Below are 16051 nucleotides of genomic sequence, written 5' to 3'. Positions count from 1 at the left end.
CCGGACCCTCATGATAGCGCCCGGCGGCTCCGGCGCCACATGACGCTGCAAGGAGCCACATGGCGCCGGGCAAGGTGATCGAGCCGCGGTCGCTCATTCGAGCCGGATGCCGGCGCTCTTGACCAGCTGGCCCCACTTTGCCACCTCGGCCTTCTGGAAGGCGCCGAGCTGGGCCGGGCCGGCACCCGAGGGCTCGATGCCGAGCTGGGCCAGGCGGCCACGCACGGCCGGGTCGGCGAGGATCTTGCCGATCTCGCCGGCGAGGCGGTCCACCACCGGTGCCGGCGTGCCGGCCGGCGCGAAGATGGCCTGCCAGGAGACGATCTCGTAGCCCTTGAGCCCGGCCTCCGCCAGCGTGGGCACGTCGGGCAGCTCGCCGGCGCGCTTGCTGCCGGTGGTGGCCAGCGCGCGCAGCTTGCCGGACTGGATCAGTGGCATGGCCGCCACGCTGTTCTCGAACACCAGGTCGACCTGCTTGCCGAGCAGGGCCTGCATGGCCGGGCTGCTGCCCTTGTAGGGCACGTGCAGCAGCTTGACGTCCGCCAGCTTGGCGAACAGCTCGCCGGCCAGGTGCTGCGAGGTGCCGTTGCCGGACGAGCCGAAGGTGACCTGGGTGCCAGGCACGCGCGCGGCGGCGATCACGTCCTGCACGCTCTTCCACGGGCTGTCGGCATTGACCACCAGCACGTTCGGCAGGGTGCCGATCAGCGCCACCGGCTGGAACTGCTTGACCGGGTCATAGGGCATCCTGGGATAGAGGCTGACGTTGATGGCATGCGAGCTGATGGTGCCGCCGACCAGCGTGTAGCCGTCCGGGGGCGCCTTGGCGACGTAGTCGGAGCCGATATTGCCGCCCGCGCCGGCGCGGTTCTCCACCACCACCGGCTGGCCCAGCGCGACCGACAGGCGCTGGCCGATCAGGCGGCCCAGCACGTCGGTGGTGCCGCCGGCGGCGAAGGGCACCACGTAGTTGATCGGCTTGCTCGGCCATTTGTCCTGGGCGTGGGCCTGGGTGGCGGGCAGGGCAGTCATGCAGGAAAGGCAAAGCGCAGCGAATGCTGCCCGGTGGCGGGAGGGCAGGGTGGGCATGGCGGTAGTCTCCTGTGTTCTTTTATATGTGGGGCGGCACTTGCGGATCCGCGCGGGGCACGCCGGGCGTGGCGGGATACGGTGGCCTGCCGCCAATCTACACGCCGCGCGGGGGACGAGCCTTGCGCTGGATGCATAGCAGAAATGCGCCAGGTGCCGGGCGCTGCCCGCGGCACCGACGCACACTGGCGGACATCCCGGCTTCTCCGAGGAGGCCGGGCGGACCGGCAGCCGCTTGCGCTGCCGGCAGCGCAAGCGCCCGCACAGACCACACCGACATGACCCGCACGCCACCCGCCTCCGCCTCCGCTTCCGCTTCCGCATCCGGCCAGCCCCAGCCGCTTTCCGACACCCGCCGCCGCAGCGGCGGCCGCGCGCTGGTCGATGCCCTGCGCATCCATGGCGCCGAGCGCATCTTCTGCGTGCCCGGCGAGAGCTTCCTCGACGTGCTCGATGCCCTGCACGATCAGCCCGCCATCGACCTGGTGGTGTGCAAGCACGAGGGCGCCGCGGCCAATATGGCCGAGGCCGACGGCAAGCTGACCGGGCGCCCCGGCATCTGCTTCGTCACGCGCGGGCCGGGCGCCACGCACGCGAGCATCGGTGTGCATATCGCCGCGCAGGACTCGACGCCGATGATTCTCTTCGTGGGCCAGATCGCACGCGGCCACAAGGGGCGCGAGGCCTTCCAGGAGGTCGACTATGCCGCCATGTTCGGCGGCATGGCCAAATGGGCGGCCGAGATCGACGATGCCGAGCGCATCCCGGAGATGGTGGCGCGCGCCTTCCGCGTGGCGACCTCGGGCCGGCCGGGCCCGGTGGTGCTGGCGCTGCCCGAAGACGTGCTCGACGGCGAATGCGCCTGCGCCGACACTGCGCCATACCGCCCGGTCAGCGCGGCACCGTCCGCGGCCGATGCATCCGCCCTGGGCGAGATCCTGCGCGGGGCGCAGCGGCCGCTGGTGATCGCCGGGGGCGCCAACTGGAGCGACGCCGCGGCGGCGGCTTTCTCCCGCTTCGTCCAGGCCTGGAACCTGCCGGTGGCCTGCGCCTTCCGCCGCCAGGACGTGTTCGACAACCGCGACGCGCACTACGCCGGCCACCTGAGCCTGGGCATGAACGCGCGCCTGGCCGAGCGCGTGCGCCAGGCCGATGTGATCCTCGCCTTCGGCACCCGCCTGGGCGACATCGCCACCGATGGCTATACCTTGCTGGACGTGCCCCGTCCGCGCCAGCGCCTGATCCACCTGCATGCCGACAGCGCGGAACTGGGCCGGGTCTACCAGCCCGTGCTGGCCATCCAGAGCGGCATCGAAGCGGGTGCGGAGATGCTGGCGGCCCTGCCGGCCCCGGCTTCCGCGCCTTGGGCCGAATGGACGGCCGGCGCGCACGCCGACCACCTCGCCTTCGCCGCACTGCCGGCGCCCCATGCGGAACTGAGCGGGGTCGACCTGGGGGCGGCGGTCGCCCACCTCGACCGCGTGCTGCCCGACGACGCCATCCTCAGCAACGGCGCCGGCAACTACACCGTCTGGCTGCACCGCTTCTATGCCTACCGTCGTCCCCGCACCGAGCTGGCGCCGACCTGCGGCGCCATGGGCTACGGACTGCCGGCCGCCATCGCCGCCAAGCTGCGCGCGCCCGAGCGCACCGTGGTCTGCTTCGCCGGCGACGGCTGCTTCCTGATGTATCCGCAGGAACTGGCCACAGCGGCGCAGGCCGGCGCCAACCTCATCGTGGTGGTGGTCAACAACGGCATGTACGGCACCATCCGCATGCACCAGGAGAAGCGCTACCCGGGCCGCGTCAGCGGCACCGGCATCGCCACCCCGGACTTCGTGCAGATGGCGCAGGCCTGTGGCGCCTGGGCGGAGCGCATCGAGCGCACCGAGGACTTTGCCGCGGCCTTCGAGCGTGCCCGCGCGGCGGGCCGGCCGGCACTGCTCGAGCTGATCACCGATGCGCGCCAGATCACGCCGGCGATGCGGCTGGCCGACTGAGGGCTGGCCGCCTGAGCAGGACCGGGCGCGGCCGCGCACCGCGCCGGCAAGGACCCGCCCACAGCTGCCGGTCAACAACGTTGCCGAACTGACGCGCTACGTGAAGCAGGCCAACGGCAAGGTGACCTTCGCCTCGTCCGGTACCGGCACCTCCATCCACCTGTCGGGCGAGCTGTACAAGGTGATGACGGGCACCTCGATGATCCATGTGCCTTACAAGGGTAGCGCGCTGGCCGACACCGACCTGATGGCCGGCCAGGTGCAGCTGATGTTCGACAACGCGCCGACCGCGCTGCCTTTCGTCAAGGGCGGCAAGCTCAAGGCCCTGGCCGTGACCGGCGCCAGGCGCATGAATGCGCTGCCCAATGTGCCGACCATGGAGGAGGCCGGGCTGCACGGCTTCGTCACCGGCTCCTGGTTCGGCGTGTTCGCGCCAGCGGGCACGCCGCGCGAGATCGTCGCGCGCCTGAGCGACACCATCGTCGCCGCCGTGCGCCGGCCTGGCATCCGCGCGCTGCTGCTCAATGCCGGCGCCGAGCCGGATCCCAAGCCGGCGCCCGAGTTCCAGGCCTTCGCGTTGGCCGAGAAGGCGCGCTGGGAGAAGGTGATCAAGGCGGCCGGCGTGTCGGGCGACGCGGATTGAGCCAGGAACCGGGAGCCAGGAGAGCGAGATGAAGGAAGAGACGCAGACGGTGCGCCACGACAGCGCGGCGCTGGTGGAACTGGCCGGCAGCCTGCTGCGCAGCGCGGGCATGCCGGGTGACCGTGCCGACGACGTGGCGGCGATCCTGGTCGAGGCCGACCTGATGGGGCACGACACCCACGGGCTGCAACTGCTGCCGACCTACCTGGCCGAGATCGAGAGCGGCAGCATGGCGGTGCAGGGCGACTACACGGTGCTGAGCGAGCGCGCCGCGGTGGCCACCTGGGACGGCCATCGCCTGCCCGGCCCGTGGCTGACGCTGCGCGCGCTCGACGCCGCCATGGCACGCGCGCGCGACTACGGCACCGGCACCGTGACGATCCGGCGCAGCCACCACATCGCCTGCCTGGCCGCCTACCTGGAGCGCGCCACGCAGGCTGGCTACGTGATGCTGCTGTTCTCGTCGGCACCGGCCGCGGCCACCGTGGCGCCGTTCGGCGGCACCCGCGCGGTGTTCTCGCCCAGCCCGCTGGCGGTCGGTTTCCCGACGCCGCGCGGTCCGGTGCTGATCGACGTCTCCACCTCCATCACCACCAACGGCCTGACCGGGCGCCTCTACCGGGAAGGGAAGCGCCTGCCGCATCCGTGGCTGATCGACGCGCAAGGGCGGCTCAGCGACGACCCCGCCGTGCTGTTCGCGCCGCAGGCCGGCTCCATCCTGCCGCTGGGCGGGCTCGACGCCGGCCACAAGGGCTTCGCCCTGTCGCTGATGGTGGAAGCGCTGACCGCCGGCCTGTCCGGCCACGGCCGCGACGACCCGGGCAAGCGCTGGGGCAATACCGTCTTCCTGCAGGTGCTCGATCCCGAGGCCTTTGCCGGCGGCGAGGCCTTCGCCCACCAGATGGGCTGGGTCGCCGGGGCCTGCGCCGACAACCCGCCGCGGCCCGGCGTCGATGCCGTGCGCCTGCCCGGCCAGGGCGCGCTGGCACGCAAGGCGCGCCAGCTGCGCGACGGCGTGGCGCTCAATCCGGCCATCGTGCCGCAGTTGGCGCCATGGCTGGAGAAGTACGGCGTGGCGATGCCGGCGCCGGTGGCCGGTTAGGGCGGGCCCGGCACGCGCCCCGGTGCCGCCTTCAGCCCGCCGTCACCCCCAACGCGGTCTCGATCTTGCGGATGCTGGCCAGCAGGTGCGGCCGCACCGTGTCGAGCAGCTGTGCGGCCGGCACGATGGCGGCGGGGCCGCTGCAGCTCAGTGTCATCGGCGGCAGGGCCGGACCGGGGCGGAAGGCAGCGGCGATGGAGTTGATGTGCGGCAGCCATTCGCCGAAGGAGGTGGTGCAGCCCAGCCGCTTCACCTCGTCGTGGCTGGTGGCGAGGATGGCATCGGCACGCGCCGCGTCGATGCCGTCACGGCCGCGGAAGGCCGCCACGGCACGACGCTGGTCGATGCCGCCGAGCGCGTCCAGGTAGGCGCGCCCGGCCGCGGTGGCCAGGCCGGAGATGCGTGTGCCGACGGCCACGCGCAGGGTCAGGTAGGACTCTGACTGGCAGTTTTCGAAGATCATCATGTGCGCGCGGTCGCGCACGATCAGCGAGGCCACGCCTTGCGACAGTTCGGCCAGCCGCTGCATGTGCGGGCGCACCACGGCCAGCACCTCGGCGCCTTGCTGGGCGGCGGGCGCCAGCGCCAGCGCCGAACTGCCGAGCCGGTAGCGGGCCGGCTCGTACAGCGGCTGCAGGTAGCCCAGCTCGGTCAGCGTGTGGGTCAGGCGCGAGACGGTGGATTTCGGCAGCCCGCAACGCTGGGCGATCTCGGCATTGCCCAGCACGGTGTCAAAGGAGCGGAAGCAGGCCAGCACGTCGAGTCCGCGCGCCAGCGCCGTGACGAAATGGCGGTCTTCCTTGCCGGCCCGGACCGCCGTATCTGTGCCATCCGCGCCATCCGCGGCGTCCGCCACGGCAGAAACGCCGTTCTCCTCTGGCTGTTCCGCAATCATTTCCTGTTGTGCTTGCATGGTGGCTTCGTGTCTGGGGTCAGGCCGTCGCGTCGAGCGGCTTGCGCGGCCAGGCACTGAACGTGCCGAGGCGACGCGCGGTTTGATCAATGGTCTTCGGCAATTCCCCATAGCGCCGCGCGCTTGCGGCATGCCGCAGTGCTACCCGTTCCGGCACCTCGGCCACCCGGGGGCCGCTGGTCTGGTACGGGCGCGCGCAGACAGGCTGAAGGCAGATGGAGCGGGCGATGGCCAGGGAGGGGGAAGCAGGCAGGGCGGGCAAGTCAGTGGCGCCGGCAGTGGCGGGCCGCTGGGTGCTGCGCATGGGGGTCTCCGGGACGGCTTCCGGCGTGGGCACCGGTCTTGTTGGTGGGCGCTATGGTCCCATCGATTGCCTGGAGGCGTCAACCGCATTGTGGAATTCATATTCTGCATTGCGGAATATGGAGGCAAGGCGCCTTGAGCCTTGAGGCAGGCGGGCAGGGCGGGCAGGGCGCGGGCAGGACGCCGCCATGAATGCGGCCCGCGCCGGCGTGTGCCGGGGCGGGCCGTGGCTGGAGGACCGGGGAGGGGCCGGGAGGGGCGGCGCGGCCGCCCGCGATCAGGAGTGGAACAGGGTTGCCGGAGCGGCGGCCGGCGCGGCCGGACCGAAGCGCTCGGGCGCCAGGCGTGCCAGTTGCTGCAATTGGCGCAGCCGCTCGGCCAGCTCGGGGTGGGGCTGCACGTCCAGGCACATGCCGGAAGGGCAGCCGACGCCGAGCACGTCGAGCGCGCGGCGGAAACCGTCCGGGGTCAGCCCTTGCGCGGGATCCACGCTGACCAGATGCGCAAGCTGCTGTGGCTGCAAGCTGTCCGGCGCGGCGCTCAGGATCACGTAGGCGGACGGAGCGGGGCGCTTGGCGAAGTAGGCTGCGATCTCGGCGCCGAAGCCGCCCGGCGCCGGCGGCATCATGTCCTCGACCTGCAGGTCCAGCTGCTGCAGGATGGCGGCGGGGATGCCGCGCCGCCAGTGGTCGGACACCACGACGCGGGCACCGGCCAGCCCGAACAGCCGGCGGATGAAGCCGAGCGCGACCGGGTCGAAGAAGCGGACATCCTTCAGCGTGCCGCTGTCCGGCGTGCCGCCCAGGCGGGTCGCCGAGCTGGCGGAGTAGAGGACACCAGGGATGTCGAGCAGGATGAGGCGGTCGGACATGGTTTCCTGTGCGGTTTGCGCGTCGGGTTGAGTTGTCTCAAGACTACGCGGCGGCGCGCAGGAAGCCGAGTGCCTCCGAGGGCATAAGTTGCAACATATCTGTAACTTTTAGATGGAAGTCGTAAAAGCCACCTGCACGTGTCTGACATTTGTTTCCGGCAGACACATCTGCGGCCCGGAGGGCGTGCTGGTGTCGCTGCCAGGGGATTTTCTTGTGACAGGCCAACCTTCGTGCAACCCGAAGCCCTTTAGTCTTGAGCCATGCAGATATCAGAACTTGCCAAGCGCGTCGGCGTGACCGCCCACGCTGTCCGCCACTACGAAAGCCTCGGCTTGCTGGTCGCGCGGCGGCGGCCGTCCGGCTACCGCGAGTTCGACGAAGGCGCCGTGCGCGAACTGCGCTTCATCACCATGTCGCGCCAGTGCGGCTTCTCGCTCAAGCAGATCGCCGCGGTGCTGCCGGATTACCGCAGCGGGGTGCTGACGGCGGCCGACATGATCGGCATGCTGCAGGCCCGCATCGCCGAGGTGGACGCCGAGATCGACAAGCGGCAGGTATTGCGCGCCCATCTGGTGGCGCACATCGGCTGGTTCGAGGCACGCGAGCAGCGCCGCGCGGACAAGGCGGCGCAAGGTGGGCGCGGCTTTCCGCGCGCGCCGCGCGAGGCCTCGCTGGCGGCCAAGGGACGGGCCGCCGGGCCGGACGACAAGAAGGTTTCGACACGTAGCAGGAGACAAGGACCATGACAGAGAACCCCGCCGATTTCGCCCGCGACCTGGAGGCAGCCGTGATGGCCATGCCGGCGGCGCGCACGCTGGGCTTGCGCTTCACGCGCATCGAGGCCGGCCAGGTGGAGCTGGAGCTGCCTTACCAGCAGACCCTGAGCTTTCGTCCGGGCCAGCTCCAGGCCACGCCGATCTTCGCCGCGGCCGACTTTGCCGCCGTGTCCGCCGCCGGCACGCTGCTGCCGAAGGGGTGGGCCAACGCCACCATCGACTGCGCCCTCAAGATCGTGGGGCCGGCCCGTGGCGACCGGCTGGTGGCGCGCGGCCGCGTGGTGCAGGCGGCCCGGCTGCTGACGGTCGCTGCCGCCGAGGTCTTCGCCTGCGATGCCGAGGGGGAAACGCTGTGCGCCACCATGCTGGCGACGGCACGCAATATCGCGCCGCCGGCCTGAGCCGGCACCTTCGCGTGGCCGCTGCCTCATTCGATCATTCGACGCCGGCGTAGCGCCGCAGTGCCTCGGCGCTGCAGGCGCGGGCGTCGAAGGTGATGACCCTGCCGGCCGAATCGAAGTAGACGCTGAGCGCGCCGCTTCCCAACGGTGCCGTGGCCGGCGACGTGTACTGGAAGCATTCCAGACCGGCTTCGCCGATGCGGCTGTCGGGGTGGCCCTTGATCCGGATGACCTGCTGCTTGCTCATGCCCACGGCCAGCGCGGGCCGTTTCGGCGCCGGCGGCGGCGGAGGGGGCGGCTCGAGTAACGAGCAGGCCGGCAGTACCACGGATGCCAGTACGATCATCCAGGTCGTTCGCATGTCCTCTCCTTGCTTGTCTGGGAACAGGAAGAAGGGCGGCACGGACCTCCACGTGCATCGCGCAGGGCCGCGGCGCTTTCTCTGATGCAATGGACAAGCATACGCGATGTCCGGCGGGCTGCCGCCCAGGTGGACCGGGGGAGGATCGGCCCGCTGCCGCCGCGCACGGCATGGCCGTGCGCGGCGAGGCGGCTGCGGCGGCCCGCCGGGAGGGGGCTCAGAAGCGGAAGCGGGCCACGTCGGCGGCCAGCGCCGCGGCCTGGTCGTCGAGGCGGCTGCCCTGGGCGGACAGGTCGTCGACCAGGGCGGCATTCTGCTGCGTGGTCTGTTCGAGGCGGCCGATGGCCGCGCCGGCCGCGCGGATGCCGCCGGCCTGCTCCTCGGCCAGCACGCGCAGGCCGTCGGCCAGTTCATGGCTGTGGGCGACCGCGTTCTCGATGCCGGACATGGCGCGCACCACCTCGCCGCTGAGGCGCGCGCCGCTCTCGATCTCGCGGCCGGCGTCGCCGATCAGGGTGCCGATCTCGCGCGCGGAGGTGGCGCTGCGCTGGGCCAGCGCGCGCACTTCCTGCGCCACCACGGCGAAGCCGCGGCCGGCCGCGCCGGCACGCGCGGCCTCCACGGCGGCGTTCAGTGCGAGGATATTGGTCTGGAAGGCGATGCTCTCGATCACCGCGACGATCTCGGAGATGCTGCGCGAATGGGCATGGACGGCATCCATGGCGCCGCTCATTTCCCGCACCACGGCGATGCCGGCGTCGGTGGCCGCGCGCGCCCGGCGCGCCATCTCGCTCGACTCCAGCGCCTGCTGGTGGGCCTGCTCCACCAGCGTGGTGAGCCGGCCCACGCTGGCGGCGGCTTCGGCCAGGGCCTGCACCTGCTGGGCGGTGCGTGCCGACAGTTCCTGGTTGCCGCCGGCCACGCCCTGGCTGGCGGCGGTGATCTCCAGCGTCGAGCGGTGGATGCGCTCGAGCACGCCGGCGAGCTGGTCGCGCATGCCGCCGAGGTAATACAGCAGGCTGCCGCGGTCGCCGGCCCGCAGCGGAATCGACGCGGTGAGGTCGCCGGAGGCGATGCGGTTGGCCACCTGCGCCGCCGCGCGCGGTTCGCCGCCGAGTTCGGCGGTCAGGCTGCGCGCGGCCAGCCAGGCCAGGCCGACGGCGGCCAGCAGGCTGGCGCCGAGCAGCACCGCCGTCATGGTCTGCGCGGCGATCTGCTTGCCGGCGACGTGCGCGACGGTGTCGGCCGCCTGCCGTTCCTGTTGCGCGCGCAGGGTCTCCATGTGGGCGCCCAGCTTCTGCAGCGCTTCGCTGACGAAGTGCCCGTCCACGGAGACCGCGCTGTCGAACTGCAGGGTGTCGAGCGGCTGGCGCTTGACCAGGTCGACATAGCTGGCGATCAGCTTGCCGGCCGCCGCGCGCTCCGCGAGCAGCGACGCGACGCGGTCGGGCGCAGCCTGCTTGACGTGGTCGAGTGCGCCGTCCAGGCGGCGCAGGCCGGCGTCGACATCGGCGCCGGCGGCGTCGCGCTCGCTGGTGCTGGTGGCCATGGTGAGCGCCAGCTGGGCGCGTCCGATCTGCTCGAGCGCGGTCTGGGCATGGGCGGCCGCGATGGCGCCGTTCATGTCGCGCTGGTAGAGCGTGTCGGTCATCTGCTTGATCGACACCAGGTTGACGATGCCGCTGAGGCCCACCGCAGCCCCGAACAGATAGACCAGGGCGAAGGCGGCGCACAAGCGCGCCGCCAGCGGCAGGCGCGCCAGCCAGGCGGGGGCATCCGGCAGGATCCGGCCCGCCAGCTTGAGTTTGAGGACTTGTGACACGGAGAGGACTCCTGGCAGGCCGAAGCCTGGCTTGCTGCTGACCCGGACCATGCGCGCTGCCGGCTGTTTTGCGGGCTGGCACTCGGCTGCCCGGGACGGTCGAATCGCGCATGGCGTTGCTGTAGCGCGATGATGTCGCATCGATGTGACGCCAACATGACATTCATGTGTCATTCACAAAATTGCGTTTTGTCACGGCACTGTCATGTTCGTGTCATGAAATGTCGATGCGGCAGCACAACAGGCCGCGGTTCCTGTTTGCCATCCGATCATGTCCACCGCCGCTTCTGCACCGGCCCTGCGGCCGGCGCTGCCTGGCCTGCCTCCCGTGCAGGCCGTTTTCCAGCCCATCGTGCAATTGCACGACGCGGCGCTGCTTGGCTACGAGGCGCTGGTGCGCGGCCCCGAGGGGTCGCCCTATGCCAGCCCGGATGCCTTGTTCGGACTGGCGCACGACAGTGTCGGTACCATCGCGCTGGAACTGCATGCGGCGCGCGCCGCGCTGGCTTCGTGGCAGGAGCAGGGCCTGCCGGGCCGGCTCTTCCTCAATTTCAGCCCCTTGTCGCTGCGCCATCTGCTGGCCGAGCGCGGCCGTGCGATGGGCGCGCTGCTGGGCCAGCGCGCGCCGGCCAGCCGCGTGGTCATCGAGGTCACCGAGCAGACGCCGATCGGCGACGCCGCCGGCTTCGCGCAAGCGATGGAGGTGCTGCGCGCCATGGGCCTGCAGTATGCGCTCGACGACTTCGGCACCGGCCACGCCAACCTCGATCTGCTGGCCCATCTCTCGCCGCACTACGTCAAGATCGACAAGTCGCTGATCCGGGGCATCGCCACCTGCTCGCGCCGGCTCGAAATCCTGCGCGCGGTGCTGCGCATGGTCAGTGCCTTCAGCGGCCACGTGATCGCCGAGGGCGTGGAGGAGGAGGATGAATTCGCCGTGCTGCGCGACCTTGGTGTTTCCTGCGCGCAAGGCTTCTACCTGGGGCGGCCGCAGGCGCGTCCCGTGCCCGAGGTCTCGCCGCATGCGCTGCGCGCGCTCGCCTCGCGCCAGATCGCGGTGTTTCCGCAGATGGTGAGTTCCGGCTGGTCGGGGCTGACGGCCGGGGCCTTGATGCGCGATGCGCCCACCATGCGGCCGGCCACGGTCAATGACGAGGTGCTGGGCTGCTTCCATGCGCATCCGGACCTGCACGCGGTGGCGGTGGTGGACGAGGCAGGCAAGCCCCTCGCGATCATCAACCGGCAGCATTTCATCGATCGCTACGCGGCGCCGTTCCATCGCGAGCTGTATGGGCGCAAGGCCTGCGTGGTACAGGCCAACCGCGAGCCGATCTGCTTCGACCGCCATGTCAGCGTGGAGGAGATGGCGCAGGTCCTGGCGCGCGCCAGCCAGCGGGCCCTGGCCGATGGCTTCATCGTGACCGAGCAGGGCCGCTACGCCGGAATCGGTACCGGTGCCGAACTGGTGCGTGCGATCACGGACATCCGCATGCAGGCGGCGCGCCATGCCAATCCGCTGACCTTGCTGCCCGGCAATATCCCGCTGAACCAGCACATCGACCGCCTGATCGCCTCGGGCAATGCCTTCCATGCCTGCTATGTGGACCTGAATCATTTCAAGCCCTACAACGATCAGTACGGCTACTGGAAGGGCGACGAGATGCTGAAGGGGGCGGCCGCGATCCTCGCCCAGGCCTGCGATCCGGCGCGGGATTTCCTCGGTCATGTGGGGGGCGATGATTTCCTGGTGCTTTATCAGAGCGCGGACTGGGCCGAGCGCGTGCGCGCCGCCATCGACAGTTTCAATGCCATCGCCAGTGCGATGTATCCGCCGCAGGCCAGGGCGGCCGGTGGTATCCACGCGGAAGACCGGCTCGGGCGGAAGACCTTTTTCCCGACGGTGTCGATGGCGGTCGGCGTGGTGCGTGTCGGCGCCTCGGGCATGGCCAGCCTGCGCCGCCAGGGCAGCAGCCTGATCGGCAGCGCCGCAGCCGCGGCCAAGCGCGAGGCGAAACGCGCGCCGGACGGACTGGCGATCATCGAACTGAATGCGGCGGATGCGCTGCGGTCACCCGTCCACTGAATCCCTGAAAGCGGTCGGTGGGGTCGGTGCCTGGCATGGCCTCCACCTCCCGTTTCATGATGCGATGGGCTAGCGTGACGCGTGGCGGCGCCGCATGGCGGAGGCGTGCCGGCCAGGCAGCACGTCCAGCCGGTAGCCCCTCGCATAGACCACGGACAACAGCACGCCATTCTCCTCGTGCAGCCTGAGCGTCCGCCGCAGGCGCGACACCAGGCCGGAGAGGGCACGCGATAGCGGCGGCAGCTCGCGGCCCCAGACCGCTTTCTCGATGCGGTCGCCCGACAGCACCTCGCCGGCATTGGCGAACAGCAGCAGCGCCAGTTCGAATTCCTTGGTGGTCAGTCCGATGCATTTCCCGTCGGCACGCGTGACCTGCTGCGTCTGCGTGTGCAGCGTATAGGGCCCCACGCGCAGATTGCCGCCACGCGTCGGCGCTCCCGGCGCGGGACGCCGGCTCAGCGCACGCATGCGCGCCAGCAGTTCACGGGGGCGCTGCGGCCAGGCGACGCAGTCGTCGGCGCCGGCGAGGAAGGCCTCGAGCACCCGCTCTTCGTCGGCGCTGTCGGTGAGCATCAGGATCGGAAGGTGGCGCGAGCGCAGGTTGCGGATTGCGCGGATGACGTCGGCGGCGTGCCAGTCCTGAGTGGTCGCCTCGACCAGCAGCAGCGAGAATGGACCGTGGCAGAGGCCGTGCAGCAGGTCAGCGCTGCGGCGGAAGGTCTGGCAGGCGAAGCCGGCATCGTCCAACTGGGTGGGCAGACTGGCGGCTTGGGAGGCACAGGACGTCAGCAGGGCGACGGGAAGAGTGGCTGACATGGAGCTTGCGAAGCGAAGGTCGGGTTGCCACGGCCTTGGGGTGCGTGGTGGGAACCAGGTGCGGAGCCGGCCTGGAACCGCGTGCCAGCATAAGCACGGGGGGCGCTTGTCAGTTTCGGAATCGTCTGCATTGCCGGCGGGAGCCGGCGCATTCTCGCTGCGTCAAGCGGCCGTCAAGCGGGCTTTGTATGGTCTTGCAGTCATTGATTGAAGAACGGGCGTCTTATCCACACGAAGTGTGGATAACCCATCCGTCCAGGCGCCGCCACCCCGTTGTTTGCGTGTTTCCATCGGCGTGCGCAAAAAATGAGCAGGAGCATGCTGTAATGTGCGGTTTGGGGCTTCCCCTGGCCCCGGCGCGAGCCGGAAGCCGCTCGCGCCCGGGGGAATCCTGCCGCTGCTGCAGTGCCGTATGCGCCGCCGCCTATGCCAGAATAGCGGCATCGCCACTCTTGCTTGCGCATGCGAGATACCCGCTGATGTCCAGCCCCAGCACCATCGCGACCATCGTCCTGTGCTTGCACGGGATCGGCATGCTGGCGGCCCTGCACGCCATCATGACGGTGCGCACGGCGCCGGGGGCGATCGCCTGGGCTGGCTCGCTGGTGCTGATGCCCTACCTGGCGCTGGTTCCCTACCTGATCTTCGGGCGCAGCCGCTTCGCCGGCTACGTGAGCGCGCGGCGCTTCAACACCGACCGGCTGCGCGAGCTGACCGCCGGCATGCAGGCCGGCGAGCGCGAGGCCAGGCGCGCCAGCGTGGTGGCCGAGCCGCCGCTCGCGGCCATGCGCGCGCTGCCGGGCCTGACCGGCGTGCCCTGCCTGGCCAACAACGACGTGCGCCTGCTGATCAATGGACAGGCCGCCTTCGAGGCGATCTTCGCCGCGATCGCGCAGGCGCGCGAAGTGGTGATGGTGCAGTTCTTCATCGTGCACGACGACGGACTCGGCCGACGCCTGCTGGAGTTGCTGTGCGAGCGCGCGGCGGCCGGCGTGCAGGTCTATTTCCTCTATGACAGCATCGGCTGCCATGCGCTGCCCAGGCACTATGTGCAGGCGCTGATGGCGGCCGGCGTGCGCGCGCGCGCGTTCGCCACGCGGCGCGGTTTCGTCAATCGCTTCCAGCTCAACTTCCGCAATCACCGCAAGCTGGTCGTGGTCGACGGCGAGCAGGCCTTCACGGGGGGGCTGAACGTCGGCGATGAATACCTGGGAAAGCGCCCGCCGCTGGCGCCCTGGCGCGATACCCATATCGCGGTGCGCGGTCCGGTAGTGCTCGATCTGCAGATGGCCTTCGCCGAAGACTGGTACTGGGCCGCGCGCGAGGTGCCGCGCCTGCTGCCGCCTCCGCCCGGGCCGGCCGGCGCGATGGTGTGCCAGCTCGTACCCTCCGGGCCTGCCGATCCACAGGAAACCTGCTCCCTGTTCTTCGTCGAGGCCATCCAGTCGGCCCGGCGCCGCGTGTGGATCACGACCCCGTACTTCGTGCCGGACGAGGCGGTGTTCGCGGTGCTGCGGCTGGCGGTGCTGCGCGGCGTCGACGTGCGCATCCTGATTCCGTCGCGCCCCGATCACCAGGTCGTGTACGCGGCGTCGAAGCTGTATGCCTACCAGGCCGTCCGCGCGGGCGTGAAGATCTATCGCTACCAGCCGGGCTTCCTGCACCAGAAGGTGATCCTGGTCGACGATGTGGCGGCTGCGGTCGGCAGCGCCAACCTCGACAACCGCTCGTTCCGCCTGAATTTCGAACTGATGCTGCTGACCGCCGACCGCGGCTTCGCCGCCGAGGTGGAGACGATGCTGGAAGCGGATTTCGCGCAAGCCAGGCAGATCGACAAGGAAGAGTACCAGCGCAGTCCCGCGCTGCTGCGCGTGGCCACCCACGTGGCGTCCTTGTTCGCGCCCATCCTCTGACGCGTGGGGCCGGTCCGCCGGTCACCGGCCGCGGCTGCTTGTGTACACTGTCTACTATGACATCGCGCGTTCCCGCTCCGCCTTCCCGCCATCGCATCTCGGCGCCGGCCGCCACGTCGCCGCCGCGCCGCGAGACCTACCGGCATGGCGACCTGCGACGTGCCCTGCTCGAGGCCGGCGTCGAACTGGCGCGCGCAGGAGGGCCGGGCGCGGTGGTGCTGCGTGAGGCGACGCGCCATGCCGGCGTCGTGCCGAATGCCGCCTACCGGCATTTCGCCAGCCGCGAGGCGCTGCTGGACGCCGTGCGCGCTGCCGCGCTGTCGGCCCTGGCGGTCGCGATGGAGGCCGAGCTGGCCAGGCTGCGGCGCGGCGCCGACGCCGCCGCGTTCGCGCGTGGCGGCCTGCGCGCGGTCGGCACCGGCTACCTGAAGTTCGCGCAGGCGCAGACCGGGCTGTTCCGCACCGCGTTCAGCGTGGCCGAGCCGGTGCACGAGTCCGCCACCGGTGGCCAGATGCCGGCCGATCCGGCCATGGCCGGGCGCAGCGGGCGGAATCCCTTCCAGTTGCTGGAGGCCGCGCTCGACGGGCTGGTCGAGGCCGGCGTCCTGCCGGCGGCGCGCCGGCCCGGGGCCGAGTACCTGGCGTGGTCGGCGGTGCACGGGATGGCGATGTTGCTGATCGACGGACCGCTGCGGCGGCTCGGCAAGGGCCAGACAGCGGTGCTGGGCCAGCGGCTGCTGGACATGGTGGAGCAGGGCCTGTAATCCAGCCGGCCGCAGAGGGGGAGCGCGCTGGCAAAAAAAGTGCTGCGATGCGCGATGCATCGCAGCACGTCAATGAGGCGCATCTGCCGGTGCAGGCAGATGGGGGTGTGGGCCTCAGATCGGGACACCCCGTCGGGGGGACAGGGTGCGGTAGAACTTTATTTGCAACCGCCTGCGAGTTGTTTGGGAGTAG

The 16051-nt window shown here is 70.7% G+C and carries 15 protein-coding genes; 8 read left to right on the top strand and 7 right to left on the bottom strand.

The window, feature by feature from the left end:
- Window positions 1-93 precede the first annotated feature (93 nt).
- Window positions 94-1032: a Bug family tripartite tricarboxylate transporter substrate binding protein gene (locus BKK81_RS30320; RefSeq protein ID WP_071020686.1), complete on the bottom strand. Its 939-nt coding sequence runs from the start codon at window positions 1030-1032 to the stop codon at window positions 94-96.
- Window positions 1033-1367: 335 nt separating this feature from the next.
- On the opposite strand from BKK81_RS30320, the gene BKK81_RS30315 reads away from it, so the two are divergent.
- The 3 genes from BKK81_RS30315 (at window position 1368) to BKK81_RS30305 (ending at window position 4834) form a co-directional block, all read left to right on the top strand.
- On the top strand, window positions 1368-3089 hold the full coding sequence (locus BKK81_RS30315; RefSeq protein WP_071020683.1) for a thiamine pyrophosphate-binding protein: 1722 nt from the start codon (window positions 1368-1370) through the stop codon (window positions 3087-3089).
- Window positions 3090-3189: 100 nt separating this feature from the next.
- Window positions 3190-3732: a tripartite tricarboxylate transporter substrate-binding protein gene (locus tag BKK81_RS30310; protein ID WP_071020680.1), complete on the top strand. Its 543-nt coding sequence runs from the start codon at window positions 3190-3192 to the stop codon at window positions 3730-3732.
- Between the two features lie 28 nt (window positions 3733-3760).
- The gene (locus BKK81_RS30305) at window positions 3761-4834 is read left to right on the top strand and encodes an Ldh family oxidoreductase (protein ID WP_071020678.1); all 1074 of its coding nucleotides are present in this window, start codon (window positions 3761-3763) and stop codon (window positions 4832-4834) included.
- Window positions 4835-4865: 31 nt separating this feature from the next.
- Here the strand turns inward: BKK81_RS30305 and BKK81_RS30300 are convergent, their stop codons facing one another.
- The 3 genes from BKK81_RS30300 to BKK81_RS30290 all read right to left on the bottom strand — a co-directional run bounded on the left by BKK81_RS30300 (window position 4866) and on the right by BKK81_RS30290 (window position 6921).
- Complete coding sequence (locus BKK81_RS30300; protein ID WP_231908144.1) at window positions 4866-5747, bottom strand: IclR family transcriptional regulator; 882 nt, start codon at window positions 5745-5747, stop codon at window positions 4866-4868.
- Between the two features lie 19 nt (window positions 5748-5766).
- Window positions 5767-6051, bottom strand: a complete 285-nt coding sequence (locus BKK81_RS30295; RefSeq protein WP_071020672.1) for a hypothetical protein — start codon at window positions 6049-6051, stop codon at window positions 5767-5769.
- Window positions 6052-6327: 276 nt separating this feature from the next.
- Window positions 6328-6921, bottom strand: a complete 594-nt coding sequence (locus tag BKK81_RS30290) for an HAD domain-containing protein (RefSeq protein ID WP_071020669.1) — start codon at window positions 6919-6921, stop codon at window positions 6328-6330.
- 261 nt (window positions 6922-7182) lie between these two features.
- Here BKK81_RS30290 and BKK81_RS30285 point away from each other — a divergent pair, with 261 nt between their 5' ends.
- Both BKK81_RS30285 and BKK81_RS30280 read left to right on the top strand, forming a co-directional pair.
- On the top strand, window positions 7183-7668 hold the full coding sequence (locus BKK81_RS30285) for a MerR family transcriptional regulator (protein ID WP_071020666.1): 486 nt from the start codon (window positions 7183-7185) through the stop codon (window positions 7666-7668).
- Window positions 7665-8099, top strand: a complete 435-nt coding sequence (locus BKK81_RS30280; RefSeq protein WP_071020664.1) for a PaaI family thioesterase — start codon at window positions 7665-7667, stop codon at window positions 8097-8099. The genes BKK81_RS30285 and BKK81_RS30280 overlap by 4 nt, the downstream gene beginning before the upstream one ends.
- 34 nt (window positions 8100-8133) lie before the next feature.
- Here BKK81_RS30280 and BKK81_RS30275 read toward each other — a convergent pair whose 3' ends face one another.
- Together BKK81_RS30275 and BKK81_RS30270 are read right to left on the bottom strand one after the other, a co-directional pair.
- Window positions 8134-8460 (bottom strand): hypothetical protein, encoded by a 327-nt coding sequence (locus BKK81_RS30275; protein WP_156811498.1) that lies wholly within the window; start codon window positions 8458-8460, stop codon window positions 8134-8136.
- A 217-nt stretch (window positions 8461-8677) separates the two neighbouring features.
- Window positions 8678-10282 (bottom strand): methyl-accepting chemotaxis protein, encoded by a 1605-nt coding sequence (locus BKK81_RS30270; protein ID WP_071020659.1) that lies wholly within the window; start codon window positions 10280-10282, stop codon window positions 8678-8680.
- Window positions 10283-10553: 271 nt separating this feature from the next.
- On the opposite strand from BKK81_RS30270, the gene BKK81_RS30265 reads away from it, so the two are divergent.
- Window positions 10554-12365 (top strand): phosphodiesterase, encoded by a 1812-nt coding sequence (locus BKK81_RS30265; RefSeq protein WP_071020656.1) that lies wholly within the window; start codon window positions 10554-10556, stop codon window positions 12363-12365.
- Between the two features lie 69 nt (window positions 12366-12434).
- Here BKK81_RS30265 and BKK81_RS30260 read toward each other — a convergent pair whose 3' ends face one another.
- On the bottom strand, window positions 12435-13181 hold the full coding sequence (locus tag BKK81_RS30260) for a response regulator transcription factor (RefSeq protein ID WP_071020654.1): 747 nt from the start codon (window positions 13179-13181) through the stop codon (window positions 12435-12437).
- A 479-nt stretch (window positions 13182-13660) separates the two neighbouring features.
- Here BKK81_RS30260 and cls point away from each other — a divergent pair, with 479 nt between their 5' ends.
- Together cls and BKK81_RS30250 are read left to right on the top strand one after the other, a co-directional pair.
- The gene (gene cls, locus BKK81_RS30255; protein ID WP_418235916.1) at window positions 13661-15094 is read left to right on the top strand and encodes a cardiolipin synthase; all 1434 of its coding nucleotides are present in this window, start codon (window positions 13661-13663) and stop codon (window positions 15092-15094) included.
- Between the two features lie 56 nt (window positions 15095-15150).
- On the top strand, window positions 15151-15858 hold the full coding sequence (locus BKK81_RS30250; RefSeq protein WP_071020651.1) for a TetR/AcrR family transcriptional regulator: 708 nt from the start codon (window positions 15151-15153) through the stop codon (window positions 15856-15858).
- Window positions 15859-16051 lie beyond the last annotated feature (193 nt).

The organism is Cupriavidus sp. USMAHM13, assembly GCF_001854285.1.
Lineage (GTDB): Bacteria > Pseudomonadota > Gammaproteobacteria > Burkholderiales > Burkholderiaceae > Cupriavidus > Cupriavidus malaysiensis.
The sequence above is the reverse complement of the archived record's forward strand: the minus strand, read 5'-3'. Positions and strand labels throughout refer to the sequence as shown.